This is a genomic window from Amorphoplanes friuliensis DSM 7358, from assembly GCF_000494755.1.
Taxonomy (GTDB): Bacteria; Actinomycetota; Actinomycetes; order Mycobacteriales; family Micromonosporaceae; genus Actinoplanes; species Actinoplanes friuliensis.
Window position 1 is genome coordinate 1,757,420 of sequence record NC_022657.1, and the last position, 22,759, is coordinate 1,780,178.

Below are 22,759 nucleotides of genomic sequence, written 5' to 3' on the forward strand. Positions count from 1 at the left end.
GGGGTTTCGGCGGGGTGGCCTCCGGGCGAACAGGCAGAGGTCTTACCGGTGCCGGACGACCGAGCCGGCGACCAGGTCGTGCAGAGTGCGGCAGTCCGCCCGGAAGACGAAGAGTGCGTCGACGACGGAGAAGACGCCGAACGAGATCGTGTTGACCAGACCGAACAGCAGGCCCTTGATCACGAACTCGCGCAGGAACATCCCGCCCCACGTGAACGCCTGGCCGGTGTTCGCGTCGGCGACCACGTGCCCGAGCAGCTGTTTGGCCGGCGTCTGACCGTTGGCCCAGGTCACCAGCATCCAGAGGAGCCAGCCGATGCCAAACGTGACCATGATGAGCAGGCCGTCGAGCAGCACCGCCCCGAGTCGCCCGCCGGCGCCGACGGTCAGGTAGGCGGGCCGGGGGGCGAACTGCACGGGGATGTGTGCGGCGTACGGCTGGATGTCGCCGCTCGGAGCGGGCGCCGGAAGCTGGTGGTGGTACTGCGGGCGGGTGGGGCGCGGGATTGCCCCAGGGTTCAGTCATGATCGGGGACGCTACGCGGCGTTCACCCCGATTTTGGCCACCGCGGGAGGCCGAAAACCCTTTTCACCCCGCGGCGGTCGGCCGGTCGGGTCCGCTCAGCCGATGATCGGCCGGAAGAGTCCGGTCAGGACACTGGCCGTCAGGGCACCGGCCGACAGCAGGGCGGCCCCGGCCAGCAGCAACCAGTCGGCGGCCCCGAAGACCTGACGACGGGCGTACGTGCGGGGGGTGTCCGAGTCGAAGCCGCGCGCGTCCATCGCCACCGCCAGGCGGCCACCGCGCCGGAGGGCCCCGACGAGCAGGGCGAAGGCTGTCGAGCCGAAGAGGCGGAGCTTGGCGAGCGGGTTGCGCCCGGCGTCGATGCCCCGGGCGCGGCGGGCCAGGCCGAGCATCTGCCACTCCTCGCCGAGCAGCGGGATGAGCCGGAACGCCGCGAGCGCCCCGATGGCGAAGCGGGCCGGCGCCTTGGCGTTCTGCACCAGCGCGTCCGCGAGGTCGGTCGGGTCGGTCGTGGCGAAGACGATGATGCCGGGGAGCGCGACCGCGAAGACCCGCAGCACCAGACCGAGGGCGCTCAGGACAACGCCGGTGGTGATGGCGAACGGGCCGAGGGAGAACAGCAGGCTGCCGCTGCGATCGGCGGCGAACAGCACCATCGTGACCAGGATGCCCGCCGCGGCCAGCGACAGCGGCCACGCCCGGCGGGCCAGCACGCCGTATCGGACCCCGAAGAACGGCAGCACCGCCAGCTCGATCACCAGCGCGATCGCGGGGGTCAGCGGGTCGAGGGTGGCGACCAGCGGCAGCGAGAAGATCAGTGCCGCGCCGAGTTTGGCGACCGGGTTGCGCCGGGCCAGCGCGGCCGTGGCGTCCGCCACCGGTTCGAGGACCAGGGTCACGATCGCTCCAGGTGCTGGACGCGGTCGGCCAGCGCGGTCACGAAGTCGTCGTCGTGGGTGACCGCAACGATGCCGTGGCCGTCGTCGCGGAGCCGCGCCAGCAGCTCGACCAGCTCGATCCAGGTGCGCCGGTCCTGGCCGAAGGTCGGCTCGTCCAGGACGAGGAGCCGCGGCGCGGTGGCCAGGGCCGTCGCCACGCTGAGCCGGCGGGCCTCACCCCCGGAGAGCGTGTACGGGTTAGCTCCCGCCAGCTTCGTCAACCGCAGCCGCTCCAGCAGCTCGTCCACGATGGAGGCAACGTCGGTGCGGCCGAGTTGCCGGGGACCGAGGGCCAGCTCGTCGCTGACCCGCGACGTCACGAACTGGTGTTCCGGTGCCTGGAAGACCGAGCCGATGCGCTGGGTCAGCGCCGCCGCTCGCCACCTGTGCGGTGGGCGTGGTTCGTCGAAGGCGGTGACCGTGCCGGAGGTGGGGGCCAGCAGCCCGCCCAGCACCAGGGCCAGGGTCGACTTCCCGGCGCCGTTCGGGCCGGTCACCGCCAGTGCCTCGCCGGCCCGGGCCGACAGGCTGACGGCGGACAGACGGTGCTGGACGGTGATCGACTCTGCGCGTACCAGGAGATCGGCCGGGGGCGAGACGGCCCGGTGGGTGGGCAGGGGGCGGCCCGGCACCCAGACGCCCTCGGCCGCGAGCCGGTCGCCCAGATCGGCGAAGACGGTCTCGGGCGTGCCGTCGGCACGGACACCGCCGCCCGGCTCGAGGACGACCACCCGGTCGACCAGGGGGAGTGCCTCCGCGACACGGTGCTCGACCAGGATCAGCGTCCTGTCCGGGTCGTGCGCGCGGATGACCGCCTCGCGGATCAGGGTCCCGCCGGCCGGGTCGAGGTTGGCGGTCGGCTCGTCGAGCAGCAGCAGCCCGGGCCGCAGAGCCAGAACCCCGGCCAGGGCCAGCCTCTGCTGCTCGCCGCCGGAGAGCGCGGCGGTCTTCCGGCCGATCGGGTACGGGAAACCGACGCGCTCGAGCGCGTCGGACACCCGTGGCCAGATCTCCGCAGCCGGAACGCCCCTGTTCTCCAACCCGAACGCGACGTCGTCGCCGCTGCGGGCCATCACGAGCTGCGTCTGCGGATCCTGGAAGACGATGCCGACCCGTTCGCGGGCCTTGACCGGCTCCAGCCCGTCGATCTCGACCGTGCCCTCGGACTCGCCGGAGTCCTCGGGCAGCAGGCCGGCCAGCGCGGCGAGCAGGGTGCTCTTGCCGGCCCCGGAAGGACCCAGCAGGAGCACCCGCTCACCGTGCGAGACGGTCAGGTCGACGCCGCGGACGGCCCAGGCCCGGCGCCCGGCGTGGCGCCAGCCGAAGCCCCGCAGCACGACCTCGGCCATGGGTCAGACCAGGGCTCGGTCGCGGCCCGCGGCGAAGCGGTCCAGGACGCCGGTCGGGGCCAGGGCCCGGGTCAGCGCCCAGCTGCCGACACCCGCGACGATCGTGCTGCTGACGATCGTGAGCAGGGCGTACGGGATGCGGTAGTCCCACAGGTCGGTGGCGGCGTTCCAGGCGAAGAAGTCGAAGACGGCCGCGCTGACACCGGTCAGCAGACCGGCGAGCAGGGCCGCCGGCAGCTTCCACGACCGGTAGAACAGCAGCGCGAACGCCAGCTCGGCGCCGAGCCCCTGCACCAGGCCCTGCGGGATGACGGTGGCACCCCACTTGGCACCGAGCAGCGCGGAGATCACGGCCGCCACCGTCTCGGTGAACAGCGCGGCGCCCGGCTTCCGGATGATCAGTCCGGCCAGCACGGCCGGGATCAGCCAGACGCCGTAGAGCAGCGTCTGCGCGGGCGGGAAAAAGGCGAACGCGGTCTCGGTGGCTCCCCAGACGATGTTCCAAGCCCAGAAGATCACGCCGAAGGTGACCGCGATGATCGAGGCGATCACGATGTCGATCGTGCGCCAGCCGTACTTTGTCATGTGTGCCTCCCAGCTCATACCGGGAGGAGACGCGGCGCCCCGTCCGGGGACGTCTCCCGGACAGGGCACGGCTGAAGAGAGACCGAGCTCCCTGCGCTGGCATTACCCAGATCAGGTTCGAGGGTCTGCGGGTGTCACCCCACACTCTCAGCGCTGTGCGCTCCCCTGTCGGATTGCATGTGTTTCGATGACGCTAACACCGGACAGGCGTACGGGACAGCGTTGGAGGCGTCACATGCAGATCCAGGCCAGAGGGCTCACCTTCGATGTTCACGAGGGTGGCCCGGCCGATGGCCCGCCGGTGCTCCTGCTGCACGGCTTCCCTCAGGACCACCGCGAGTTCGATCTGATCCTCCCGCGGCTGCACGCGGCCGGCCTGCGCACGTACGCGCTGGACCAGCGCGGCTACTCGCGCGGCGCCCGCCCGGCCGCCGTCGCGGACTACCGCCTGGACGAGCCGACGGCCGACGCGATCGCCGTGCTCGATGCCCTGGGCGTCGAGAAGGCCCACGTCGTCGGGCACGATTGGGGTGCGCAGGTCGGGTGGCTGCTCGCCGACAAACACCCCGGCCGGGTCAGCACCCTGACCGCGATCTCGGTGCCGCACCCGCGCGGGCTCGGTGTTGCGCTGCGCAACCAGCCGTCGCAGAAGCTGCGGTTCGCGTACATGGGAGTGTTCCGGTCGCGGGTCGCCGAGCGGCTGCTGCTGGCGGGGAACGAGACCGTGCTGCGTCAGATGCTGCGCCCGCTCGGTGCGCGCGCCGGCCAGTACGCCGTCGCGATGCGCGAGCCGGGCCGGCTCACCGGCGCCCTCAACTGGTACCGCGCGCTGACCGGTCACCAGCTGGGCACAGTCGGCAAGATCACTGTGCCCACCACGTACGTGTGGAGCGACGGTGACCCGGTCGTCGGACGACCCGCGGCGCTGGCCACCGCGACCTGGGTGACGGCCGACTACCGCTTTGTCACCCTGCGGGGAATCGGCCACTGGGTGCCCGAGGAGGCGCCGCAGGCTCTGGCCGACGTGACCCTGGCGCGTATCGGCGTTTGACGCTCTCCCCGCCGGGGAACCTTCAGCGCCACCGATGGGGAGGTTCGATGGCCGCCGAAAAACGACGGATGAAGCACGAGACGGAGAAGCAGCGCTGGGACCGCAACTTCGCGGACCTGCTGCAGGAGTTGCGCGTAGCTCAGACGGGCGTGCAGATTCTCTTCGCGTTCCTGCTGACTCTGCCGTTCAGCAGCGGATTCCCGGACACCACGCAGTTCCAGAAGGACACCTACGTCGTCGCGCTCATCGCCGCCGCGTTCGCCACCGCGATGATCATTTCGCCGGTCGCCTTCCACCGGGCGCTGTTCCGGCAGGGCCGCAAGCCCGAGCTGGTCCGGTACGCCCACCGCATGGCCACCGGCGGACTCGCGTTCATGCTGATCGCGATGGTCAGCAGCGTTCTGCTGATCACCGACTACCTGGTCAACATCTGGGTGGCGATCATCCTGACGGCGGTCACCGCCGGCTGGTTCCTCACGTTCTGGGCAGCGATCCCGTTCGTCCGGCGCAACTGGATGGACGAGGACGAGGAAGAGCAGGACGAGGAGTACGAGGCGGAGGCGGCCGAGCCGGCTAGCGCTGCTTCGCGGTCCTGAGCCCCAGGTCCTTGAGCTCGAGCGCGGCCAGCGCCTGCACCGCCGACGCGTCGCCGTTGCGCCACGACTGGGCGATGTCCGGGCCCAGCTTGGACAGTTCATTGAGCGGCCGGGTGGCCAGCGCCCGCAACGCCAGCAGGTCCTGGCCGGCCGGCTCGCTCGACACCCTGCGGGCCACGGCGGCGCGGCGCATCCACCGCAGCCGCAGCGGCAGCCAGAGGAAGAGCACCAGACCGAGCGGGACGGCGATGATCAGCAGTGCCATGGTCAGCGCCAGGTTGTCGACGATCTCCTGCTGCTGACGCCCGGCCTCGGCGAGCTGGTTAGCGGCGTCGGCGGCACTGTTGAACGGCGCGGTCAGCTCGTCGCCGACGAGCGGCACCCGGCCGACCTTGCCGCCGATGTCGCTCATGTTGCCGGCGATGCCGCTGCCGGCTTCCTGCAGCTTCTGACCCGGCACACCGAGTTTCTCCACCATGTCGTTCACCCAGATCCCCGCCCTGATCCAGGCGTAGACCCAGAACACGACGAGCAGGTCGGTGAGCAACTGGCGTACGGCGGTGGGCAGCCGATCGGCGTACATCTTCACGCGCGTCAGCGTCCCACGCCAATGTCACGAACGCTTCGCTGCGCACTCCGGACAGGTACCGAAGATCTCCATCGTGTGTGAGACGTCGACGTAACCGTGCTTGCCGGCGACCTTCTCGGCCCAGGTCTCGACGGCCGGGCCCTCGACCTCGACGGCCCGCCCGCAGGAACGGCAGACGAGATGGTGGTGGTGGCCCTGGCTGCACCGGCGGTAGAGGTGCTCGCCGCCGGGCGGGCGCATGACGTCGATCTCACCGGCGTCCGCAAGGCCCTGCAGGGTGCGGTAGACCGTGGTCAGGCCGACCCGCTCACCCCGGTCCCGCAGCATTGCGTGCAGGTCCTGGGCGCTGTTGAAGCCCTCCGCCTCGGCGAGGGCCGCACTCACCGCCGAACGCTGCTTCGTGTTCCTGACAACAGTTGTTTCGTCGGTCATGACCCCTCCCTCGCATGGCTGACGGCGTCCGCAACGATATGCGCTACGTGTTCGTCCACGAGTGAGTATGCGATCTCGCGGCCTCGGCGTGCACCTCTGACCACACCCGCGCCGCGCAGGACCCGCAGGTGCTGCGAGACCAGCGGCTGAGGCGCACCCAGTGTCTCCACCAGCTCGTGCACGCAGCGTTCGCCGCCACCGAGCTCGGCGACGATCGCCACCCGGATCGGCGCCGACAGCGCCCGCAGCAGCTCCCCGGCCGCCTCGTAAGCCTCGTAACCGGCCGCGGTCATCGGGAACCGACCTGCTGCAGGACAACTTCGGGCGGCTCGGAATGATCGTGGGCCGCGGCGACCCGCCGCCGCAGGATCCGCCAGACCGCACTACCGACGGTGATCGCGACGAACACGGCGATGGCCAGGATGACGATCGTCGCGCCCGGTGCGGTGTTGACCTCGCCGGCCAGGGTGATCCCCGCCGCGGCCGCACCGACCCCGATCAGCATCGCCGCGACCATCGTGCTCCGGAACCCGCGGGTCACCTGCTGAGCCGCCGCCACCGGGACCACCATCAACGCGCTGACCAGCAACAATCCGACGGTGCGCATGGCGATCGTGACGGTCACGGCCGTGGTCACGGCCATCAGCAGATTGAGGGTACGCACGGGAAGGCCGGACACCCGCGCGTACTCCTCGTCGTTGCAGACCGCGAAGAGCGCCTGCCGCAGGCCGAGCATCGCCACCAGCACGGCCACGCCGAGCACGGCGATCACCGTCAGGTCCTGGCGTGACGTGGTGGTCAGCGAGCCGAAGAGGAACTGCATCAGGTTGGCGTTGCTGCTGTCGTCGGAGAGGCCGACCAGCACTACACCGCCCGCGATCCCGCCGTAGAAGAGCAGAGCCAGAGCCAGATCGCCGGAGGTACGGCCACGCTCGCGGACCAGCTCCACACCGATCGCGCCGATGACCGAGACGATGACGGCGGTGATCACGGGGGACTGGTGCAGCAGCAGCCCGACACCGACACCGGTCAGCGCCACGTGCCCGATGCCGTCACCGATGAGCGACAAGCGCCGCTGCACGAGATAGATGCCGAGCGCCGGTGCGACCAGACCGATGATCAGTGCACCCGTGAGCGCCCGGATCATGAAGTCGTACTGGAAAAGGTCCATGAGCCTTCAGTCTTGTCAGGGGCGGCGGCGGGGTGGTCGGATGGGCATCAGCGGGTGGGCATCCGATCCGTGGGGGCCACGCAGATGGCCGGGCGTTCGGCTTCCGCGTGCGGGTGGACGTGGTCGTGGCCCGGGTCCCCGTGGTGCCCGGCCGGTTCCGGTACGGCTCCCTCGTACGCGATCCGCCCGTGATGGACCACGACGGCCTTGTCGATGAGCGGCTCGATCGGGCCCAGCTCGTGCGCGACCAGCAGGATCGTGCCGCCGGCGGCGCCGAAGCGGCGCAGTGCCCCGGCGAAGGCGTCCTGGCTGGCGGCGTCGACACCGGCCGTGGGCTCGTCGAGGATGAGCAGCTCGGGCTGACCGGCCAGCGCGCGGGCGATCAGCGTGCGCTGCTGCTGGCCACCGGAGAGGGTGCTCACCGGGTCACCGATGCGGTCGAGCAGACCGACGTCTTCGAGTGCGGCCTGCACCGCGGCGCGGTCGGCGGCACCGGACGGGCGGAAGATGCCGCGGCGCGCGAGCCGCCCGGAGGCGACCACCTCGCCGACCGTTGCGGGCACGCCGCTGCCGGCACCCATCCGCTGCGGCACGTACCCGATGCGCGCCCACTGGCGGAAGCGGCGCTGCGGTGTGCCGAAGAGCTCGATGGAGCCCGAGCGCAGCGGCACCAGGCCCAGGATCGCGCGGATCAACGTGGACTTGCCCGACCCGTTGGCGCCCAGGATCGCGACGACCTGACCGGCGGCGACGTCGAGGGTGATGTCCTGCAGCACCTCACGGCCGCCGTACGAGACGGCCGCGTGCCGGACCGCGACGGCGCTCACGAGGTGCACCCCAGGGCGCTGGTCAGGGCGGTCAGGTTGCTGCGCATGACTGAAAAGTAGTCCGCATCCGGCTCGGTGAGCCCTTCCAGAGGATCGAGGACGGCGGTCTTGGCGCCGACCTCGCGGGCGATGGTCTCGGCGACCTTCGGGCTCACCAGCGTCTCGAAGAAGATCGTGGTGGTGCCGGTCTCCCGCGCCTCCTCGGCCACGTGGGCCAGGTGCTTCGGCGACGGCTCGGACTCGGGGGAGATGCCGGTGATACCGACCTCGGTCAGGTCGTAGCGGTCGGCCAGATAACGGAAGGCGGTGTGGCTGGTCACCAGCTCGCGGCGCTCGCACGTCTTCAGCGCGGTCGCGAACTCGGTGTTCAGCGCGTCCAGCTCGGTGTGCAGCGTCTTCGCGCGTTCGGTGTAGGTCGCGGCCCGGGCCGGATCGGCCTGGCCGAAACGCTCGGCGAGCCTGTCCGTGATGGTGGCGAACCGCACCGGGTCCAGCCAGACGTGGGGGTCCTTGCCCTCCTCGGCGTGCTCCTCCTCGCCCGGCGCGTGCTCGTGGCCGTCGGCTGCGGCGAGCAGCTCGACCACGGACCCCGCGTCGAACGCCTTGTTCGCCGCTTCCTGCTGGACGGCCTCGTCGACCGCCGGCTGGAAACCCGAGAGGTAGACGACGAGTCCCGCGTCGCTGATCGCGCCGACCTGGCGGGGGTTGAGCTCGACGTCGTGCGGCTCGGCGCCGGGTTTGGTCAGCTCGGTCACCGCCACGGCGTCACCACCGATGCGCTCGCTGAGGAACTGCAGCGGGTAGAACGCGGTCACCACGTCGAGCCGGCCGTCGGCCGCAAAACCGCTCGCCTCGTCAGCGCAGGCCGCGCTCGCACCGACCAGCAGTGCAATGGCGGTGGCCGCGAGCAGGCGGCGGGGCTGCATCATGCCACCTACTCTGCGTCGTATTGGTAATGATTGTCAAAAGCGCATGTGTCAGATCACCTTCGCGACCACGGCCGCGAACAGCAGGACGAGCAGCGTGACCCGGATCGCCCGGACCCCCGGCGACTGCACCGGCCAGGTCGTGAACGTGAGCGCGGCCAGCCCCGCACCCAGCACGAACAGCAACGCGGCGCCGATGATTCCGGGCAGGAACAGACCCGCCAGCAACAGGGCCAGGGCGATCAGGAACGCCGTGGTCGGGTTCACCCGCGCCAGCCGGCGCAGCAGGTTCTCGGACGGAGGTGTGGTCACGTCGGCCTTCCCGGGGTGTGCGTACGCTCACGTCATGCTGGTGCTCAACCGCTTTGTCGTCCCGCCGGACACGCAGGACTCGTTCACCGGGCGGGCACACGCCGCCCTCGCCGCCCTCGCCGAACGACCCGGGTACCTCTCGGGCCGGCTCACGCGTGCGCTGGACGACCCCGCCTACTGGACCCTCGTCACCGAATGGGAGTCCGTGGGAGCCTACCGGCGCGCCCTCGGCGGATTCGACGTCAAGGTCCATGCCACTCCGCTGCTGTCCGAATCGCTGGACGAGCCGTCCGCCTTCGAGACCCTCGCCAGCGCGTCGCCCGGCGGTGAGGTCGTGGTCGAGGCCAGCGACCGGGCCGCCGAACCCTGGCGCTGAGCCGTACGCTTGATCCCATGACCCTCCTCGGGCAGCAGCCGCCTCCGCCACCGCCGCAGGGGCCGGGTGTGTTCCCGCCGTTCCCCGCGCCGCCGGTCGAGGGGCGCAGCCGGCGTGTCGGTGTCGGCCTCGGCATCGGGGCGGCCGTGCTCCTGCTGGTCTGCGGGGGTGGCGCCGCCCTCGGCGTGGGTCTCACCCGGGTGATGAGCAGCGCCCTGAACGAGCAGGCCGAGGTGGTCGTCGGTGACTACTTCGACGCGCTGAAGGACCGCGAGTGGGCGCAGGCCTACGACCTGCTCTGCCAGCGCGCGAAGACCTCCGAGACCGAGGCCGAGTTCGTCAGCCGGGTCTCCGCCGAGGAGCTCATCACCGATTACGACGTCGGTCAGGTCGAGCTCGTGCAGCTCTCCGCGCCGGTCGACGTCACCTACTCGAACGGCGACACCGCCGAACTCCGGGCGTACCTCGGTCAGAACCGGGAAACGGGCGGCTTCGAGGTGTGCAGCGTCGAGGAGTAATCTCCTGATTTTGTCCGACTCCAGTGTCCCCGCCGACAACCAGCCGGCGTAGGAGGAACATGCCCGCCGATCGTATTGACGCCGTCGTCAGCCTGGCCAAGCGCCGAGGCCTCGTTTTCCCCTCCAGCGAGATCTACGGAGGGACGCGCTCGGCGTGGGACTACGGTCCGCTGGGCGTCGAGCTGAAGGAGAACGTGCGCCGCCAGTGGTGGCGCACCATGGTCCAGCAGCGTGACGACATCGTCGGCCTCGACTCCGCCGTCATCCTCGCCCGTGACGTGTGGGCCGCCTCCGGTCACCTCGACGCGTTCGTCGACCCGCTGACCGAGTGCCAGTCGTGCCACAAGCGGTTCCGCGCCGATCACCTCGAGGAGGCGTGGGAGCACAAGCACGGCTCCGCGCCGGCCTCGCTGAGCGAGCTGAACTGCCCGAACTGCGGCAACAAGGGCACCTTCACCGAGCCGAAGATGTTCAACGGCCTGATGAAGACCTACCTCGGCCCGACCGAGAGCGCCGACGGCCTGCACTACCTGCGGCCCGAGACCGCGCAGGGCATCTTCGTCAACTACAACAACGTGGCGACCGCCTCCCGCAAGAAGCCGCCGTTCGGCATCGCGCAGGTCGGCAAGTCGTTCCGCAACGAGATCACCCCCGGCAACTTCATCTTCCGGACCCGCGAGTTCGAGCAGATGGAGATGGAGTTCTTCGTCCCGCCGGGCTCCGACGAGGAATGGCACGAGTACTGGCTGCAGCAGCGCTGGAACTGGTACCGCGACCTCGGTCTGTCCGAGAGCAACCTGCGCTTCTTCGAGCACCCCAAGGAGAAGCTCTCGCACTACTCGAAGCGGACCGTCGACATCGAGTACCGCTTCCAGTTCGGCGGCACCGACTTCGCCGAGCTCGAGGGCATCGCGAACCGTACGGACTTCGACCTGACCACCCACTCGAAGCACTCCGGCGTCGACCTGTCGTACTTCGACCAGGAGAAGCAGGAACGCTGGGTGCCGTACGTCATCGAGCCCGCGGCCGGCCTGACCCGCGCGGTGCTGGCGTTCCTCCTCGAGGCGTACGACGAGGACGAGGCCCCCAACACCAAGGGCGGTGTCGACAAGCGCACGGTCATGCGTTTCGACCCGCGCCTCGCGCCGATCAAGGTTGCCGTGCTGCCCCTCTCGCGCAACCCGGAGCTGTCACCCAAGGCCCGCGGCCTGGCCGACCTGCTCCGCAAGCGCTGGATGGTCGAGTTCGACGACTCGCAAGCCATCGGCCGCCGCTACCGCCGCCAGGACGAGATCGGCACACCGTTCTGCGTCACGGTCGACTTCGACACGCTGACGGACGACGCGGTGACGGTCCGCGACCGCGACACCATGAAGCAGGAACGCGTGTCGCTCGACCAGATCGAGCGCTACCTGATCGAGCGCCTGCCCGGCTGTTAGAAGTCGAAGCCTCCTGGCCGGCCGTTGCGGTCGGCCAGGAGACCGGCCAGCGTCGACACGGCGATCTCGGCGGGCGTGCGGCTGCCGATGTTCAACCCGATCGGGCGGTGCACGCGGGCGATCTCGTCAGCGGGTACACCGAGGTCCTGAAGGGCTTTGAGGTGTGGCCCCTCGTGGTGGGGGTTGCCCATGATCCCGACCCAGCGCGGGCCGGCGGCCAGGGCCTCCTTCAGCAGCGGCCCGATCTCCGGCCGGTGATGATCGGTCACCACCACGTCCGTGTGTTCGTCGACACCCGCCGCCGCGAGATCGCTGACGAACGTGTCGCCGTGCGGCCGCGGCGGCCCCAGCAGCTTGGTCGGATCCGGCTCGACCAGCACCGACTGGAACCCGAGCTCCACCCCCAGCCTCAACAAAACCTCGGACACGGGCGAAGCAAACACGGCAACCAGCCTGCGGGGGTTCACGTTTTGACTCTGCCAGACGGAGATGTGTAATGCTCGACGGCGTGAACTACGCTCCGCTGACTCTGGGCACGCACGAGGTGTGGCCGCCCGTCGTGCTCGCGCCGATGGCCGGCATCACCAACGTCGCTTTCCGCAACCTCTGCCGTGAGCAGGGTGGTGGTGTCTACGTCTGCGAGATGATCACGACGCGGGCGCTGGTCGAGCGGATCCCCAAGACGCTGAAGATGATCGAGTTCGGCCCGGACGAGAAGTTCCGCAGCCTGCAGCTCTACGGCGTCGACCCGGACGTGACCGCGCGGGCCGTGCGGATGGTCGCCGAGGAGGGCTGGGCCGACCACATCGACCTGAACTTCGGCTGCCCGGTGCCCAAGGTCACCCGTCGCGGCGGCGGCAGTGCGCTCCCGTGGCGCCGCAAGCTCTTCGGCCGCATCGTCAAGCAGGCCGTCGAGGCGGCCGCGCCGGCGGGCATCCCGCTGACGATCAAGATGCGCAAGGGCATCGACGACGACCACCTGACGTACATCGAGGCCGGTCTGATCGCCCAGGAGGCCGGTGTCGCGGCCGTCGCCCTGCACGCGCGGACGGCCGAGCAGCGCTACTCCGGCACCGCGGACTGGGACGCGATCGCCGGCCTGAAGCAGGCCCTCGACGTCCCGGTCCTCGGCAACGGCGACATCTGGGAGGCCTCGGACGCGATCCGCATGGTCGAGCACACCGGTGTCGACGGTGTCGTGGTCGGCCGCGGTTGCCTCGGCCGGCCCTGGCTCTTCAAGGACCTGCAGGCCGCCTTCGCGGGGGAGCCCACCCAGGAGCTGCCCACCCTGGGCGAGGTCGTGAAGATCATGTCCCGGCACGCGCACCTGCTGGTCGACGCGCTCGGCGACGAACGCCACGGCTGCGCCGACTTCCGCAAGCACGTCGCGTGGTACCTGAAGGGCTTCCCGGTCGGCGGCGACCTGCGTCGCTCCCTGGCCATGGTCAAGTCCCTGGCCGAGCTCGACGACCTCCTCGCCCAGCTCGACCCGTCCGAGCCCTTCCCCCGCGAGTCCCTGGGCCAGCCCCGGGGCCGCATCAACGCACCGGGCAAGGTCTCCCTCCCGTACGGCTGGCTCGACAGCCGCGACGACGACACCGTCCCTGAGGGTGCGGAGATGGAGAACAGCGGCGGATGATCGTCGAACTGCGCCAGTACACCCTCCACCCGGGCCGGCGCGACGAGCTGATCGAGCTCTTCGACCGCGAGTTCGTGGAGACCCAGGAAGAGACCGGCATGACGGTCCTCGGGCAGTTCCGCGACCTGAACAACCCGGACCGCTTCGTCTGGCTCCGCGCCTTCCCCGACATGAAGACCCGCGCTTCCGCCCTGGAAGCGTTCTACGGCGGCCCGGTCTGGGCCGAGCACAGCGACCAGGCCAACGCCACGATGATCACCTTCGACGACGTCCTGCTCCTGCGGCCCGCCGGCCCGGGCTTCGTCCTGCCGGCGACCCGCCCGACCGAGCCGGCCTCATCGCGTTTCCTGGCCACACTGCACTTCGCCGACCAGCCGTTCGACCCCGAGCCGGCGCCGGCGACGTTCACGACCGCGTACGAGCAGAACACCTTCCCGGCCCTGCCCGTCCGCGAGAACGAACACGTCCTCGTGACCTTCACCCGCTTCGACGACCAGGCCGCCCTGGACGAGCACCTTGCTGATGCGCCGGCGGAAACCCACCTGGTCCTCGCCCCGACCGACCGCTCCCGGCTTCGTTGAAGCCGACCGGCGGGGAAGGCCGTAGCCCTCCCCGCCGGATTCCCGCCCTGCGGACGGCTCAGACGTCGAGGTCGTTCTCGATGCGCTTGAGCTGGTGGCGGGCCATGGCGAGGTTGGAGCGGTCGCGGCGGAGGGCGACGTACAGGAAGAGGCCCTTGCCGGAGCGGCTCGCCAGGGGGCGGATCAGGTGGTACTGGGTGTCGAGGGTGATGAGGATGTCCTCGATCTTCTCGGTGATGTTGAGCATTTCCATCGCGCGGAGCTTGGCGCGGATCACGTCGGTGTTGCCCGCGGCCGCGACCGTCAGGTCCAGATCCTTGCCGCCGCCGGCGGTGCCGAGGGCCATGCCGCTCGTGTGGTCGACCAGGGCGACGCCGACGGCGCCGTCGATGTCCATGATCTCTTTGAGCGCGGTGTCCATGTCGGTCATGGATGGTTCCTCCGTATTTTTCGGGATGGTGGGTGTGGGGCTCAGCCGGCTTGCCGGCCGCGGAACGTGCTTTGCAGGGTCGCCATCGGCGTACGCCGGGCCAGCGGTGTGCTCGGGCCCATCTGCGTCGGGATCTCCGGGCGGACCGGCGCCGGGGCCTCGAGGATGAGGATCTTCACCAGCCGCCGGACGGCACGCCGGGCCTCGAGGTGGACCATGGCGAGGTTGGCGTTGCCGGAGGTGACGAGGGTCAGCAGGGCGTTGGGGCCGGCGGTGTACGAGGTGATGTACCCGCCGTCGCACTCGACCACCGATTCGCGCAGTTCGCCGTGGTTGACGGCGTGGGCGAACCGCCGGGCCAGGGCGAGGTGGGCGGCGGCGAGGGCGGCGAGACTGTCCGGCTCGATGCCGTGGGCGTCGTGGGCGACCACCATGCCGTCGGCGGTGGCGAGGACACTGCCGGAGAGTTCGGGCACCCTGTTGCGGAGGTTGCCGAGTTCCGTCAGTACCGCCGGATCCACCGTCATCCTCGAGTTCTCCTTCCTGGTCGGGCCGGTCTGCGGGTGGGTGGGGCGCGGGTCACCGCAGAGCCCTCAGGGCGGTGCGGATGCGTTTGAGCAGGACATCGTCGGTGCCGGGGTGGATCTGTCCGGTGTCGGCCGCGACGTCCTTCGGGAGTTTGGCGCCGGGTTTGCGCCGGGCCAGCTGGAAGGGCTGGGCGGGGTGGTGATCCGTGCCGTTGGTGGTGACCACGCCGGGTTCCGGAGCCGCCGGTGGATCGCCGGACGCCGGTGCCGGCCGGTCCCCGGTGACGGCGGGTGCGGCCACCTGCGGCCGGCGTACGTCCACAGCGGTCCCTCGCGCGCGCGGCAGGCGGACGAAGTCGGGGTTGTCGGCCGGCGGGCGGGGCCGTTCGACGAGGCCGAGGGCCGCGAGCTTGCGCAGTTCCTGGATCGTCGCGAAACCGGCGCGGCCGAGCAGCTGCGCCAGGTCCGCCGGGGTGCGCTGGCCGTCGGCGCTGACCAGGAGCTCCCACTGCAGGGCCGTCAGCGTGACGCGTTCGGTCGGGGGCCGGGGCACCGGGATGACAGCGGCGGTGTCGATCTCCGGGTACGGGTAGATCTCGTCCAGGATCCGGGCCCGGCGGCGGGCCTCGCGGGTGACCGCGGCGGGGTCGGCGCGGACGATCGGGCCGAGCCAGTGGGTCGCGCCCTCCAGGAAGTCGACCGGTGCGGTGGCCGGTGCGAGCGCGAAGTACGCGGCGTCGTAGGTGGCGCCGAGGACGCACAACTCCAGCTCGCCCTGGGTGAGGTGGCCCTGGTCCAGCAGCAGCTGCCCGACCTGGGCGCGGGAGGTGCCGGCGTCGAGCGCCGCCTGCCACGTGCGGGGTGCCAGCCGGCCGGATGCGGTCAGCAGCTCGCCCACGCCGGGGGCGGCGGCCGATTCCGCGTACGTCACCTGACCCTCGATCAGATAGACCGTGCCGCCCGGCTGGCCACCGACGACCAGCGCGCCCGTCTGCCGCTCGCCGGCGACCTGCGTCAGCAGGCGCCCGGGCGCAGCGGTCTTCGAGGGCTTCACCTTGACTCCTCACCGGATCGTCGGGTCAGTTCGCCACGAGTTCGTCGGCGAGGGTCTGCATGCGGCGCCGGGCCACGGCGAGGTTGCCGTGGATCCGGTCCAGCCAGACGTAGAGCACCAGCCGGCTGTCAAAATCGGTCTGGACGAGCCGCAGCAGGTGGTAGCCCCCCGCGGTCGTGATGATCAGGTCCTCGAGCAGGTCGTGGGGCACTGCCGAGACGAACAGCGACCGGCTCTGCGCGGCCTGCACGACGTCGGCCGTGCCCGCCGCCGCGGCTTCGTGGTCCTCGTTGGGTGCGGCTCCGGACGTGGCGACCGGGAAACCGGTGGTGTAGTCGACGATGCTGGCTCCCACCGCGCCAGGAATCGCCATGGCCTCCTGCAGACAGTTCTCAACCCCGGGCACATCTCTCCTCAGCCGAGTGATGCTCCCGCCGTTCGCCGAGCCCGGCCGCTGGCGGGACGGCCGGGCTTCGTTGCCACGGTCGGCCGGGATGTGACACTGGCCGGCCCGCAAGGATCTTGTCTTGCGCGCCGTCACAATGGGCCATCCTGCGGCCACGCTGCGGGCCCGGGTCGCACCCGGTGTGCGTCATCGTTCTCGATGCTCATCCCGGTGTGGCGGCGAGCTTGCGGGGCCGCGACGTCGCCCGCGGTCGATGCGCCGCCGGACGGTTCAGGAGCCGTTTGGCGGTCTCGTGACCGAGGCCGCCGAGTTCGACCTGTGCGACCGTGCCGAACCAGTGCCGTTCGCCGGGGACGAAGCGTGCCGGTGCGTCGCCGCTCTGCAGCAGCGCATGGGTGGCGGCGGTGATGGTAGCGACGACCCGGCAGGCCAGTTCGTGATGGCCGAGGTGGCCGTCCCGGACCAGCATCCGGCCGACCGCCCGGTCACCGACCCCCCTCCGGTACGCGGAGAGCCACGCACCCTCCGACAGCCGCCCGCAGGCGACCAGCCGTTCACCGATGCCGGGGCAGTCCGGCGACTCAGCGTGGGTGATGCGCCCGGCGACCAGGTAGACCACCCCGCCGGGCGTGCCGTCGATGTGCAGCGCCCCGGTACGCCCGGACTCGGCGAGGTTGCTGAGCAGGCGGCGAAGTGAGTTCATGGCGACTCCTCGGCGGAACGGGCATCGACCTTTCAGTTGAGTCTCGGTCGCCGTTGCGGAGGGGGACGCACGAGCGGTGCGTTGTTTCTCCCGTGGCGCGTACGCCTCGTACGCGTAACATGATCGCCACTTTCGTCGGCGTCTCGTGGAGGTTGTGCCCATGCCGAGCCAGTGGGAGCAGGTCGTCGTCGACGCGGAGGATCCGGCCCGGCTGGCCCGCTGGTGGGCGGAGGCGCTCGGCTACCAGATCGTGCACGAGGAGCCGGACGAGGTGGAGATCCGGCGTACCCCGGAGACCCTGCCCGGCCTGCTGTTCGGGATGTCGCCGGATCCCAAGACGGTGAAGAACCGCCTGCACATCGATCTGCGCCCGGAGGACCAGGAGTCCGAGGTCGAGCGGCTCGTCGACATGGGCGCCCGCCCGGTCGACATCGGTCAGCACGACGTGAGCTGGGTGGTCCTGGCCGATCCCGAGGGCAACGAGTTCTGTGTGCTGTCCTCGCGGAAGAAGCCCGCTCAGTAGGTGAACTGACCGATCAGCACCTGGATCTCGCCGGCGGCCGTGCTGACCCGTTCGGCCGACCGGCGGGTGGTGTTGGCGCCGTCGGCGGTCGCACCGGTCGACGTGGTGATGTGCGTGACAGTGCCGCTGATCTCGGTGGCGGCGATCGACATGTCACCGACGTTGCGGGCCATCAGCTCCGTTGTCGTGGACTGCTCCTCGACGGCCGCGGCGATCGTGCGCTGGCCGTCGTCGATGCGGGTGATGACCTCGGCGATGGCGTCGATCGCGGTGGCCGTCCGTGAGGTCATGTCCTGGATCGCGGCGATCCGGCCGGTGATGTCGCTCGTCGCCTGCGCGGTCTCCTGAGCCAGGTCCTTGACCTCGGAGGCGACCACCGCGAAGCCCTTGCCGGCGTCACCGGCGCGGGCGGCCTCGATGGTGGCGTTCAGGGCGAGCAGGTTGGTCTGCTCGGCGATGGACGTGATCAGCTGGACGATCGTGCCGATCTCCCGGCTCGCCTCGCTCAGCGTGGCCACCAGCGCGGTGGTGGCGGCCGCGTTCTCACCCGCCGCGGCCGTGGTGGTCGCGGCGGTGGTGGTCTGCTGGGAGATCTCGCGGATGGACGCGGACAGCTCCTCGGTCGCGGTCATCATGTCGGTCACGGAGTGCGACACCTGCTGCGCCGCCGTGTCCGCACTGCGGGCCTGCGCGGACGTCTGCTCGGCCGACGAGTCGAGCCGGCCGGCGAGGTCGCGCAGGTCGCTGCTGGCGGCCGTCAGGGTGCCGACGCTGGCCGCGGTGGCCGCCACGGTCGTCCGGATCGCGGAGAGCGCCTCGTTGAGCGCCACGGCCATCTCGCCCAGCTCGTCGGGGCGGACCACCTCCACCTCGACGGTGAGGTCCCGGCCGGCGGCGGCCCGCAGCGCGGCGACCATCTGGCGCAGCGGGCGGCGGACCGCCCGGACGGTGAAGAGTGCCGCCGCGGCGGTCAGCAGCGCCCCGGCCAGCCCGGCCACGAGGATCAGCCAGCCGCTGGTCCGGCCCGTCTCGGTGCCTTCACGCCCGGCGTCCTGCACCGCGGTCAGCATCGCGTCGTCGATCGCGCCCAGTTCCTCCTCCAGCGTGCCGAAGGCCTTCAGAAAATTCGGCAGCTCAGCCTCCGCGGCCGCGTGGTCCGTCGCGGCCAGTGCGACCAGACCTTCAGCCGTCTTCCCGTACGCGACCACGGCCGGCCGTACGCGTGTGTAGTCGTCGCCGAGGGCGGTGGGAGCGGCCGTCGCAGCGGCGTCGTACTTGGTCACCAGCGTCGTGGCGTGCTCGGTCACCTCCGACACGGCCAGGGCCTCCCGCTGGGCCGCGGTGGTGGCGAAGAGAGCCGACATCACGTCGGCGCGCAGGCCGTCGTGCATCATGTCGGCGTTCCACTGACTGCTCATGCCGTCGCTGATCGCGGCGATCCGGTCGGTCGCGTCGGACTGGTTCTCCGACGCCCACGACGAGGCCGCGCCGACCAGGGCCACCGAGGCGACACCGATGGCCGCCATCAGCACCAGGCGGGCGACGATCGTGAGACGGGACCGGACGTGCTGCTGGGACTCCACACCATTCGCATCGGCAACCCCGATCGACGCCTTAGTGTGGGGGCATGGTGGACGGCGATGCATCGCGCTGGGTGCGTGAGCCCGTCAAGGACAGCGGGTACGGCCGCACGCAGTTCGAACGGGACCGTGCCCGTGTCCTGCACTCGGCCGGGTTCCGCCGCCTCGCGGCCAAGACGCAGGTGCACACCGCCGGGTCCGACGACTTCCTGCGTACGCGTCTGACGCACTCGCTCGAGGTCGCCCAGATCTCGCGGGAGATGGGCGCCCGGCTCGGGTGTGACCCGGACGTCGTCGACGTGGCCGGGCTGGCCCACGACATCGGTCACCCGCCCTTCGGTCACAACGGCGAGGCCGCCCTGCACCTGGCGGCCGAGGCGTGCGGCGGTTTCGAGGGCAACGCGCAGACCCTGCGGGTGCTGACCCGGCTGGAGGCCAAGGTCGACGGCGCCGGCCTCAACCTGACCCGTGCCTCCCTCGACGCGAGCTGCAAATATCCGTGGCCGCGACGGGACGGCGTCCGCAAGTTCGGCGTGTACGACGACGACCGCCCGGTCTTCGACTGGATCCGCGCGACGGCTCCGGACGGCGAACGCCAGTGCCTCGAGGCGCAGGTCATGGACTGGGCCGACGACGTGGCCTACTCCGTGCACGACGTCGAGGACGGCATCCACGGCGGTTACCTGTCGCTGAAGCCGCTGCTTCTCGACGCCGGCGAACGTGCCGAACTCTGCACCGACGTGGCGAACACCTACTCCTCGGAGACCCCGGAGGCGCTCGGCGAGGCCCTGCGCCTGCTCCTGGCCGACGACGTGGTGATCGCCACAGCGGACTACGACGGCGGTCACCGCTCGCAGGTCGCCCTCAAACGCATGACCAGCGTGCTGACCGGCCGCTTCGTCTCCTCGGCGGTCGGCGCGACCAACAGCCGCCACGGCTCCGAGCCGGTCCGCCGGTACGACGTCGACCTCATCGTCCCGCGTACGGTCCGTAACCAGTGCGCGCTGCTGAAGGGCATGGCGTTGCGCTACGTCATGCGGGCCCGCGCCGCCGAGCAGTGGTACGAACAGCAGCGCGCGATCCTCACCGACCTGGTCAGCGTGCTCAGCGAGCGGGCACCGGACCATCTCGACCCGATGTTCGCGGAGATGTGGAAGGCCGCGGGCACCGACACCGCACGGTTGCGCGTGGTGATCGACCAGGTCGCTTCGCTGACCGATCCCGCCGCGGTGGCCTGGCACCGGACCCTGATGGCAGCCGATCACTGACGCGAGGCAGTATGTAGCCGTGGCGGGCAGGGTCAAGGACGAGGACATCGCGCTGGTCCGCGACCGGACGTCGATCGCGGACATCATCAACGAGACCGTGACACTGCGGTCGGCAGGTGGTGGCAACCTCAAGGGGCTGTGCCCGTTCCACGACGAGAAGACCCCGTCGTTCACCGTGTCACCCGCCCGAAATGTCTACTTCTGCCACGGGTGCGGGGCCGGTGGGGATGCCATCAAGTTCCTGATGGACGCCGAGCACCTGACGTTCATCGAGTCGGTCGAGCGGCTGGCCGGGCGGGCCGGCATCCAGCTGCGGTACGACGAGTCGGGCTTCAAGAACGACGGGCCGCGTCAGCAGCCGGGTCAGAAGCAGCGGCTCATCGCGGCGCACGCGGCGGCGGCGGAGTTCTACCAGGAGCAGCTGACCACGCCGGGTGCGCGCAAGGCTCGCGAGTTCCTCGCGCAGCGGGGTTTCGGCCGCGACGCCGCCGAGCGGTACGCCTGCGGGTTCGCCCCCGACGGCTGGGACCTGCTCACCAAACACCTGCGGCAGCGTGGCTTCACCGCCGAGGAGCTGACGGCCGGTGGCCTGGCCAAACCGGCGCGGTCGGGCTCGCTGATCGACCGTTTCCGGCGCCGGCTGCTCTGGCCGATCCGCGACCTGACCGGTGACGTCATCGGGTTCGGCGCGCGCAAGCTGTTCGACGACGACGACGGCCCGAAATATCTGAACACCCCCGAGTCGCCGCTCTACAAGAAGTCGCACGTGCTCTACGGCATCGACCACGCCAAGCGGGAGATGGCCAAGCAGGGCCGGGCGGTCATCGTCGAGGGTTACACCGACGTGATGGCCTGTCACGAGGCCGGCGAGCCGACGGCCGTCGCGACCTGCGGCACCTCGTTCGGCATCGACCACATCGGCGTGCTGCGGCGGCTGCTGATGGACAGCGACAGCTTCACCGGCGAGATCATCTACACCTTCGACGGTGACGCGGCGGGCCAGAAGGCCGCGCTGCGGGCGTTCGAGGAGGACCAGCGTTTTGTCGGGCGGACCTTCATCGCGGTCAGCCCGGACAACATGGACCCGTGCGAGCTGCGGCTGGCCAGGGGTGACCTGGCGGTCCGCGACATGATCGCGAGCCGGGAGCCCCTGGTCGACTTCGCCCTCCGGCAGACCCTCGCGCGCTTCGATCTGGACACCGTCGAGGGCCGGGTCGAGGCCATGCGCCGCGCCGCGCCCCTGGTCGCCAAGATCAAGGACCGCGAGAAGCGCCCCGAGTACGCCCGCAAGCTCGCCGGTGACCTGGGCATGGATCTCGAACCCGTGCAGCGGGCCGTGGCGTCCGCGTCGTCGCCGGAATCGTCCGGTGCGCCCGCGCCGCGCCGGCCCGTCGACAGCCCGCAGCGGCTGGTCGAGCGGGAGGCGCTGAAACTCGCCCTGCAGCACCCGGTGCTGGCCGGTCCGATGTTCGACGCGCTCGGCCCGGAGACCTACGGCGACGAGGTCTTCCAGGGCATCCGCAAGGCGATCGCCGTCGCCGGGGGCACCACCACGGCGACGGGCGGCGCCGGCTGGATCGAGTCCGTCCGCGACGCGTGTGACGATCTCGGCGGCAAGGCGCTGGTCGGCGAGCTGGCGGTCGTGCCGCTGCACGTCGACGGCGAGGCCGACCTGCGGTACGTCCAGGTGACACTGGCCCGGCTCCAGGTCGGCGCGGTCACCACCCGGATCAAGGAGCTGAAGTCCAAGGTGCAGCGGATCAACCCCGTGGCGCACAAGGACGAGTACCTGGCCCTGGCCGGGGAGCTCTTCTCTCTCGAACAGCACGCTCGCGCACTGCGCGACCAGGCGGCAGGTGGATTGTGAGTCTCTTTCGTCGGCGTCCCAAGCTTCCCGCACAGCTGAGCCCGGCCCTGGAGGCCGAGGAACGCGTCCTGGCCTGGGCGTACGTCGGTGAGCCGGGTGAGCACGTGCTCGTGGCGACCAACCGCGGCCTGTGGCTGCCGGACGGCAAGCGGCTCGGCTGGCACGAGATCCACAAGGTCGCCTGGTCGGGCCGCGAGCTGCTGATCACACCGGCCGAGGTCGCCCAGGAACGCGAGGGCTACACCGTGCAGATCGACGGGCCGGTGCTCGGTGCCCTGCTGCTCGAGCCGGGGGAGCTGCCCGACCAGGTACGCACCCGCGTGACGCGGTCGGTGGCGTACACGTCGCACCACCCGCTGCCGCCCAACGGCGGTGTCCGGGTGGTCGGCCGCCGGGTGAGCGGTGTCGACGGGCTGAGCTGGGCCGTCCGGTACGACGCGAAGACCGCCGTCGACGCCGAGCCCGTCGTCGAGGTCACCGACCAGCTGGTCGCCTCGGCGCGGGAGGCCACCACCCCGCCCGCCTGATTTTTGTCGGACCCTGTCA

At 70.7% G+C, this 22,759-nt stretch carries 29 protein-coding genes and 1 riboswitch; of the genes, 11 read left to right on the forward strand and 18 right to left on the reverse strand.

Annotated elements, in window-relative coordinates:
- Window positions 1-42: 42 nt before the first annotated feature.
- The 4 genes from AFR_RS08135 to AFR_RS08150 form a co-directional block, all read right to left on the reverse strand.
- Window positions 43-417, reverse strand: a complete 375-nt coding sequence (locus AFR_RS08135) for an RDD family protein (protein WP_023359427.1) — start codon at window positions 415-417, stop codon at window positions 43-45.
- A 204-nt stretch (window positions 418-621) separates the two neighbouring features.
- Complete coding sequence (locus AFR_RS08140) at window positions 622-1,425, reverse strand: energy-coupling factor transporter transmembrane component T family protein (protein ID WP_023359428.1); 804 nt, start codon at window positions 1,423-1,425, stop codon at window positions 622-624.
- Window positions 1,422-2,813, reverse strand: a complete 1,392-nt coding sequence (locus AFR_RS08145; protein ID WP_023359429.1) for an ABC transporter ATP-binding protein — start codon at window positions 2,811-2,813, stop codon at window positions 1,422-1,424. The genes AFR_RS08140 and AFR_RS08145 overlap by 4 nt, the downstream gene beginning before the upstream one ends.
- 3 nt (window positions 2,814-2,816) lie before the next feature.
- Window positions 2,817-3,398 carry an ECF transporter S component gene (locus AFR_RS08150; protein WP_023359430.1) on the reverse strand — a complete coding sequence of 194 codons (582 nt, stop codon included), beginning with the start codon at window positions 3,396-3,398 and terminating at the stop codon, window positions 2,817-2,819.
- A gap of 70 nt (window positions 3,399-3,468) precedes the next feature.
- Window positions 3,469-3,575, reverse strand: a riboswitch (TPP riboswitch).
- A 58-nt stretch (window positions 3,576-3,633) separates the two neighbouring features.
- Between AFR_RS08150 and AFR_RS08155 the strand changes: the two genes are divergently transcribed.
- Complete coding sequence (locus AFR_RS08155) at window positions 3,634-4,449, forward strand: alpha/beta fold hydrolase (protein WP_023359431.1); 816 nt, start codon at window positions 3,634-3,636, stop codon at window positions 4,447-4,449.
- Window positions 4,450-4,517: 68 nt separating this feature from the next.
- Window positions 4,518-5,045 (forward strand): DUF6328 family protein, encoded by a 528-nt coding sequence (locus tag AFR_RS08160; RefSeq protein WP_023359432.1) that lies wholly within the window; start codon window positions 4,518-4,520, stop codon window positions 5,043-5,045.
- On the opposite strand, the gene AFR_RS08165 is transcribed toward AFR_RS08160, so the two are convergent.
- The 7 genes from AFR_RS08165 to AFR_RS08195 are packed head-to-tail and all read right to left on the reverse strand — an operon-like array spanning window position 5,023 to window position 9,302.
- Window positions 5,023-5,628 (reverse strand): hypothetical protein, encoded by a 606-nt coding sequence (locus tag AFR_RS08165; RefSeq protein WP_238547343.1) that lies wholly within the window; start codon window positions 5,626-5,628, stop codon window positions 5,023-5,025. The genes AFR_RS08160 and AFR_RS08165 overlap by 23 nt on opposite strands.
- A gap of 30 nt (window positions 5,629-5,658) precedes the next feature.
- Window positions 5,659-6,066 carry a Fur family transcriptional regulator gene (locus tag AFR_RS08170; protein WP_023359434.1) on the reverse strand — a complete coding sequence of 136 codons (408 nt, stop codon included), beginning with the start codon at window positions 6,064-6,066 and terminating at the stop codon, window positions 5,659-5,661.
- Window positions 6,063-6,359, reverse strand: a complete 297-nt coding sequence (locus AFR_RS08175; protein WP_023359435.1) for an ArsR/SmtB family transcription factor — start codon at window positions 6,357-6,359, stop codon at window positions 6,063-6,065. Before AFR_RS08175 ends, AFR_RS08170 begins: the two co-directional genes overlap by 4 nt.
- Complete coding sequence (locus AFR_RS08180) at window positions 6,356-7,237, reverse strand: metal ABC transporter permease (RefSeq protein WP_023359436.1); 882 nt, start codon at window positions 7,235-7,237, stop codon at window positions 6,356-6,358. Before AFR_RS08180 ends, AFR_RS08175 begins: the two co-directional genes overlap by 4 nt.
- 47 nt (window positions 7,238-7,284) lie before the next feature.
- On the reverse strand, window positions 7,285-8,064 hold the full coding sequence (locus AFR_RS08185; RefSeq protein WP_023359437.1) for a metal ABC transporter ATP-binding protein: 780 nt from the start codon (window positions 8,062-8,064) through the stop codon (window positions 7,285-7,287).
- Window positions 8,061-8,993 carry a metal ABC transporter substrate-binding protein gene (locus AFR_RS08190; RefSeq protein WP_023359438.1) on the reverse strand — a complete coding sequence of 311 codons (933 nt, stop codon included), beginning with the start codon at window positions 8,991-8,993 and terminating at the stop codon, window positions 8,061-8,063. Before AFR_RS08190 ends, AFR_RS08185 begins: the two co-directional genes overlap by 4 nt.
- 48 nt (window positions 8,994-9,041) lie before the next feature.
- Window positions 9,042-9,302, reverse strand: coding sequence for a DUF6703 family protein (locus AFR_RS08195; RefSeq protein WP_023359439.1), 261 nt, complete (start codon window positions 9,300-9,302; stop codon window positions 9,042-9,044).
- A gap of 34 nt (window positions 9,303-9,336) precedes the next feature.
- Here AFR_RS08195 and AFR_RS08200 point away from each other — a divergent pair, with 34 nt between their 5' ends.
- Genes AFR_RS08200 through AFR_RS08210 form a run of 3 tightly spaced genes read left to right on the forward strand, consistent with a single transcriptional unit; the run spans window position 9,337 to window position 11,635 of the window.
- The gene (locus AFR_RS08200) at window positions 9,337-9,678 is read left to right on the forward strand and encodes an antibiotic biosynthesis monooxygenase family protein (protein WP_023359440.1); all 342 of its coding nucleotides are present in this window, start codon (window positions 9,337-9,339) and stop codon (window positions 9,676-9,678) included.
- Between the two features lie 17 nt (window positions 9,679-9,695).
- Window positions 9,696-10,196 carry a hypothetical protein gene (locus AFR_RS08205; protein ID WP_041840696.1) on the forward strand — a complete coding sequence of 167 codons (501 nt, stop codon included), beginning with the start codon at window positions 9,696-9,698 and terminating at the stop codon, window positions 10,194-10,196.
- Window positions 10,197-10,255: 59 nt separating this feature from the next.
- Window positions 10,256-11,635 (forward strand): glycine--tRNA ligase, encoded by a 1,380-nt coding sequence (locus AFR_RS08210; protein WP_023359442.1) that lies wholly within the window; start codon window positions 10,256-10,258, stop codon window positions 11,633-11,635.
- Here the strand turns inward: AFR_RS08210 and AFR_RS08215 are convergent.
- Window positions 11,632-12,063, reverse strand: coding sequence for an XdhC family protein (locus AFR_RS08215; RefSeq protein WP_238547245.1), 432 nt, complete (start codon window positions 12,061-12,063; stop codon window positions 11,632-11,634). The genes AFR_RS08210 and AFR_RS08215 overlap by 4 nt on opposite strands.
- Window positions 12,064-12,131: 68 nt before the next feature.
- Here AFR_RS08215 and dusB point away from each other — a divergent pair, with 68 nt between their 5' ends.
- Both dusB and AFR_RS08225 read left to right on the forward strand, forming a co-directional pair.
- Window positions 12,132-13,274, forward strand: coding sequence for a tRNA dihydrouridine synthase DusB (dusB, locus tag AFR_RS08220; protein ID WP_023359444.1), 1,143 nt, complete (start codon window positions 12,132-12,134; stop codon window positions 13,272-13,274).
- Window positions 13,271-13,855, forward strand: coding sequence for an NIPSNAP family protein (locus AFR_RS08225; protein ID WP_023359445.1), 585 nt, complete (start codon window positions 13,271-13,273; stop codon window positions 13,853-13,855). The genes dusB and AFR_RS08225 overlap by 4 nt, the downstream gene beginning before the upstream one ends.
- A 58-nt stretch (window positions 13,856-13,913) precedes the next feature.
- Here AFR_RS08225 and AFR_RS08230 read toward each other — a convergent pair whose 3' ends face one another.
- The 5 genes from AFR_RS08230 to AFR_RS08250 form a co-directional block, all read right to left on the reverse strand.
- Window positions 13,914-14,285 carry a hypothetical protein gene (locus AFR_RS08230; protein ID WP_023359446.1) on the reverse strand — a complete coding sequence of 124 codons (372 nt, stop codon included), beginning with the start codon at window positions 14,283-14,285 and terminating at the stop codon, window positions 13,914-13,916.
- A gap of 41 nt (window positions 14,286-14,326) precedes the next feature.
- Entirely contained in the window at window positions 14,327-14,812 is a 486-nt protein-coding gene (locus AFR_RS08235) for a roadblock/LC7 domain-containing protein (RefSeq protein WP_023359447.1), read from the reverse strand.
- A 52-nt stretch (window positions 14,813-14,864) separates the two neighbouring features.
- Window positions 14,865-15,866, reverse strand: a complete 1,002-nt coding sequence (locus tag AFR_RS08240; RefSeq protein WP_023359448.1) for a DUF4388 domain-containing protein — start codon at window positions 15,864-15,866, stop codon at window positions 14,865-14,867.
- 25 nt (window positions 15,867-15,891) lie between these two features.
- Window positions 15,892-16,239, reverse strand: a complete 348-nt coding sequence (locus AFR_RS08245) for a roadblock/LC7 domain-containing protein (protein WP_238547246.1) — start codon at window positions 16,237-16,239, stop codon at window positions 15,892-15,894.
- Window positions 16,240-16,474: 235 nt separating this feature from the next.
- Window positions 16,475-16,975 (reverse strand): DUF4388 domain-containing protein, encoded by a 501-nt coding sequence (locus AFR_RS08250; RefSeq protein WP_023359450.1) that lies wholly within the window; start codon window positions 16,973-16,975, stop codon window positions 16,475-16,477.
- Between the two features lie 160 nt (window positions 16,976-17,135).
- On the opposite strand from AFR_RS08250, the gene AFR_RS08255 reads away from it, so the two are divergent.
- Window positions 17,136-17,498 carry a VOC family protein gene (locus AFR_RS08255; protein ID WP_023359451.1) on the forward strand — a complete coding sequence of 121 codons (363 nt, stop codon included), beginning with the start codon at window positions 17,136-17,138 and terminating at the stop codon, window positions 17,496-17,498.
- Here the strand turns inward: AFR_RS08255 and AFR_RS08260 are convergent.
- On the reverse strand, window positions 17,492-19,081 hold the full coding sequence (locus AFR_RS08260) for a methyl-accepting chemotaxis protein (RefSeq protein WP_023359452.1): 1,590 nt from the start codon (window positions 19,079-19,081) through the stop codon (window positions 17,492-17,494). The genes AFR_RS08255 and AFR_RS08260 overlap by 7 nt on opposite strands.
- A gap of 44 nt (window positions 19,082-19,125) precedes the next feature.
- On the opposite strand from AFR_RS08260, the gene AFR_RS08265 reads away from it, so the two are divergent.
- The 3 genes from AFR_RS08265 to AFR_RS08275 are packed head-to-tail and all read left to right on the forward strand — an operon-like array spanning window position 19,126 to window position 22,740.
- Window positions 19,126-20,346, forward strand: coding sequence for a deoxyguanosinetriphosphate triphosphohydrolase (locus AFR_RS08265; protein WP_023359453.1), 1,221 nt, complete (start codon window positions 19,126-19,128; stop codon window positions 20,344-20,346).
- A gap of 19 nt (window positions 20,347-20,365) precedes the next feature.
- On the forward strand, window positions 20,366-22,213 hold the full coding sequence (gene dnaG / locus AFR_RS08270) for a DNA primase (RefSeq protein WP_023359454.1): 1,848 nt from the start codon (window positions 20,366-20,368) through the stop codon (window positions 22,211-22,213).
- The gene (locus tag AFR_RS08275) at window positions 22,210-22,740 is read left to right on the forward strand and encodes a hypothetical protein (RefSeq protein WP_023359455.1); all 531 of its coding nucleotides are present in this window, start codon (window positions 22,210-22,212) and stop codon (window positions 22,738-22,740) included. Before dnaG ends, AFR_RS08275 begins: the two co-directional genes overlap by 4 nt.
- The last annotated feature ends 19 nt before the right edge of the window (window positions 22,741-22,759 follow it).

Excerpts from the sequence above, each read along its gene's own strand:
- AFR_RS08145 (WP_023359429.1), bottom strand. The coding sequence starts at position 2,813 with ATGGCCGAGGTCGTGCTGCGGGGCTTCGGCTGGCGCCACGCCGGGCGC.
- AFR_RS08150 (WP_023359430.1), bottom strand. The coding sequence starts at position 3,398 with ATGACAAAGTACGGCTGGCGCACGATCGACATCGTGATCGCCTCGATC.
- AFR_RS08155 (WP_023359431.1), top strand. The coding sequence starts at position 3,634 with ATGCAGATCCAGGCCAGAGGGCTCACCTTCGATGTTCACGAGGGTGGC.
- AFR_RS08160 (WP_023359432.1), top strand. The coding sequence starts at position 4,518 with ATGAAGCACGAGACGGAGAAGCAGCGCTGGGACCGCAACTTCGCGGAC.
- AFR_RS08165 (WP_238547343.1), bottom strand. The coding sequence starts at position 5,628 with ATGTACGCCGATCGGCTGCCCACCGCCGTACGCCAGTTGCTCACCGAC.
- AFR_RS08170 (WP_023359434.1), bottom strand. The coding sequence starts at position 6,066 with ATGACCGACGAAACAACTGTTGTCAGGAACACGAAGCAGCGTTCGGCG.
- AFR_RS08175 (WP_023359435.1), bottom strand. The coding sequence starts at position 6,359 with ATGACCGCGGCCGGTTACGAGGCTTACGAGGCGGCCGGGGAGCTGCTG.
- AFR_RS08180 (WP_023359436.1), bottom strand. The coding sequence starts at position 7,237 with ATGGACCTTTTCCAGTACGACTTCATGATCCGGGCGCTCACGGGTGCA.
- AFR_RS08190 (WP_023359438.1), bottom strand. The coding sequence starts at position 8,993 with ATGATGCAGCCCCGCCGCCTGCTCGCGGCCACCGCCATTGCACTGCTG.
- AFR_RS08200 (WP_023359440.1), top strand. The coding sequence starts at position 9,337 with ATGCTGGTGCTCAACCGCTTTGTCGTCCCGCCGGACACGCAGGACTCG.
- AFR_RS08205 (WP_041840696.1), top strand. The coding sequence starts at position 9,696 with ATGACCCTCCTCGGGCAGCAGCCGCCTCCGCCACCGCCGCAGGGGCCG.
- AFR_RS08210 (WP_023359442.1), top strand. The coding sequence starts at position 10,256 with ATGCCCGCCGATCGTATTGACGCCGTCGTCAGCCTGGCCAAGCGCCGA.
- dusB (WP_023359444.1), top strand. The coding sequence starts at position 12,132 with ATGCTCGACGGCGTGAACTACGCTCCGCTGACTCTGGGCACGCACGAG.
- AFR_RS08225 (WP_023359445.1), top strand. The coding sequence starts at position 13,271 with ATGATCGTCGAACTGCGCCAGTACACCCTCCACCCGGGCCGGCGCGAC.
- AFR_RS08230 (WP_023359446.1), bottom strand. The coding sequence starts at position 14,285 with ATGACCGACATGGACACCGCGCTCAAAGAGATCATGGACATCGACGGC.
- AFR_RS08235 (WP_023359447.1), bottom strand. The coding sequence starts at position 14,812 with ATGACGGTGGATCCGGCGGTACTGACGGAACTCGGCAACCTCCGCAAC.
- AFR_RS08245 (WP_238547246.1), bottom strand. The coding sequence starts at position 16,239 with ATGGCGATTCCTGGCGCGGTGGGAGCCAGCATCGTCGACTACACCACC.
- AFR_RS08250 (WP_023359450.1), bottom strand. The coding sequence starts at position 16,975 with ATGAACTCACTTCGCCGCCTGCTCAGCAACCTCGCCGAGTCCGGGCGT.
- AFR_RS08255 (WP_023359451.1), top strand. The coding sequence starts at position 17,136 with ATGCCGAGCCAGTGGGAGCAGGTCGTCGTCGACGCGGAGGATCCGGCC.
- AFR_RS08265 (WP_023359453.1), top strand. The coding sequence starts at position 19,126 with ATGGTGGACGGCGATGCATCGCGCTGGGTGCGTGAGCCCGTCAAGGAC.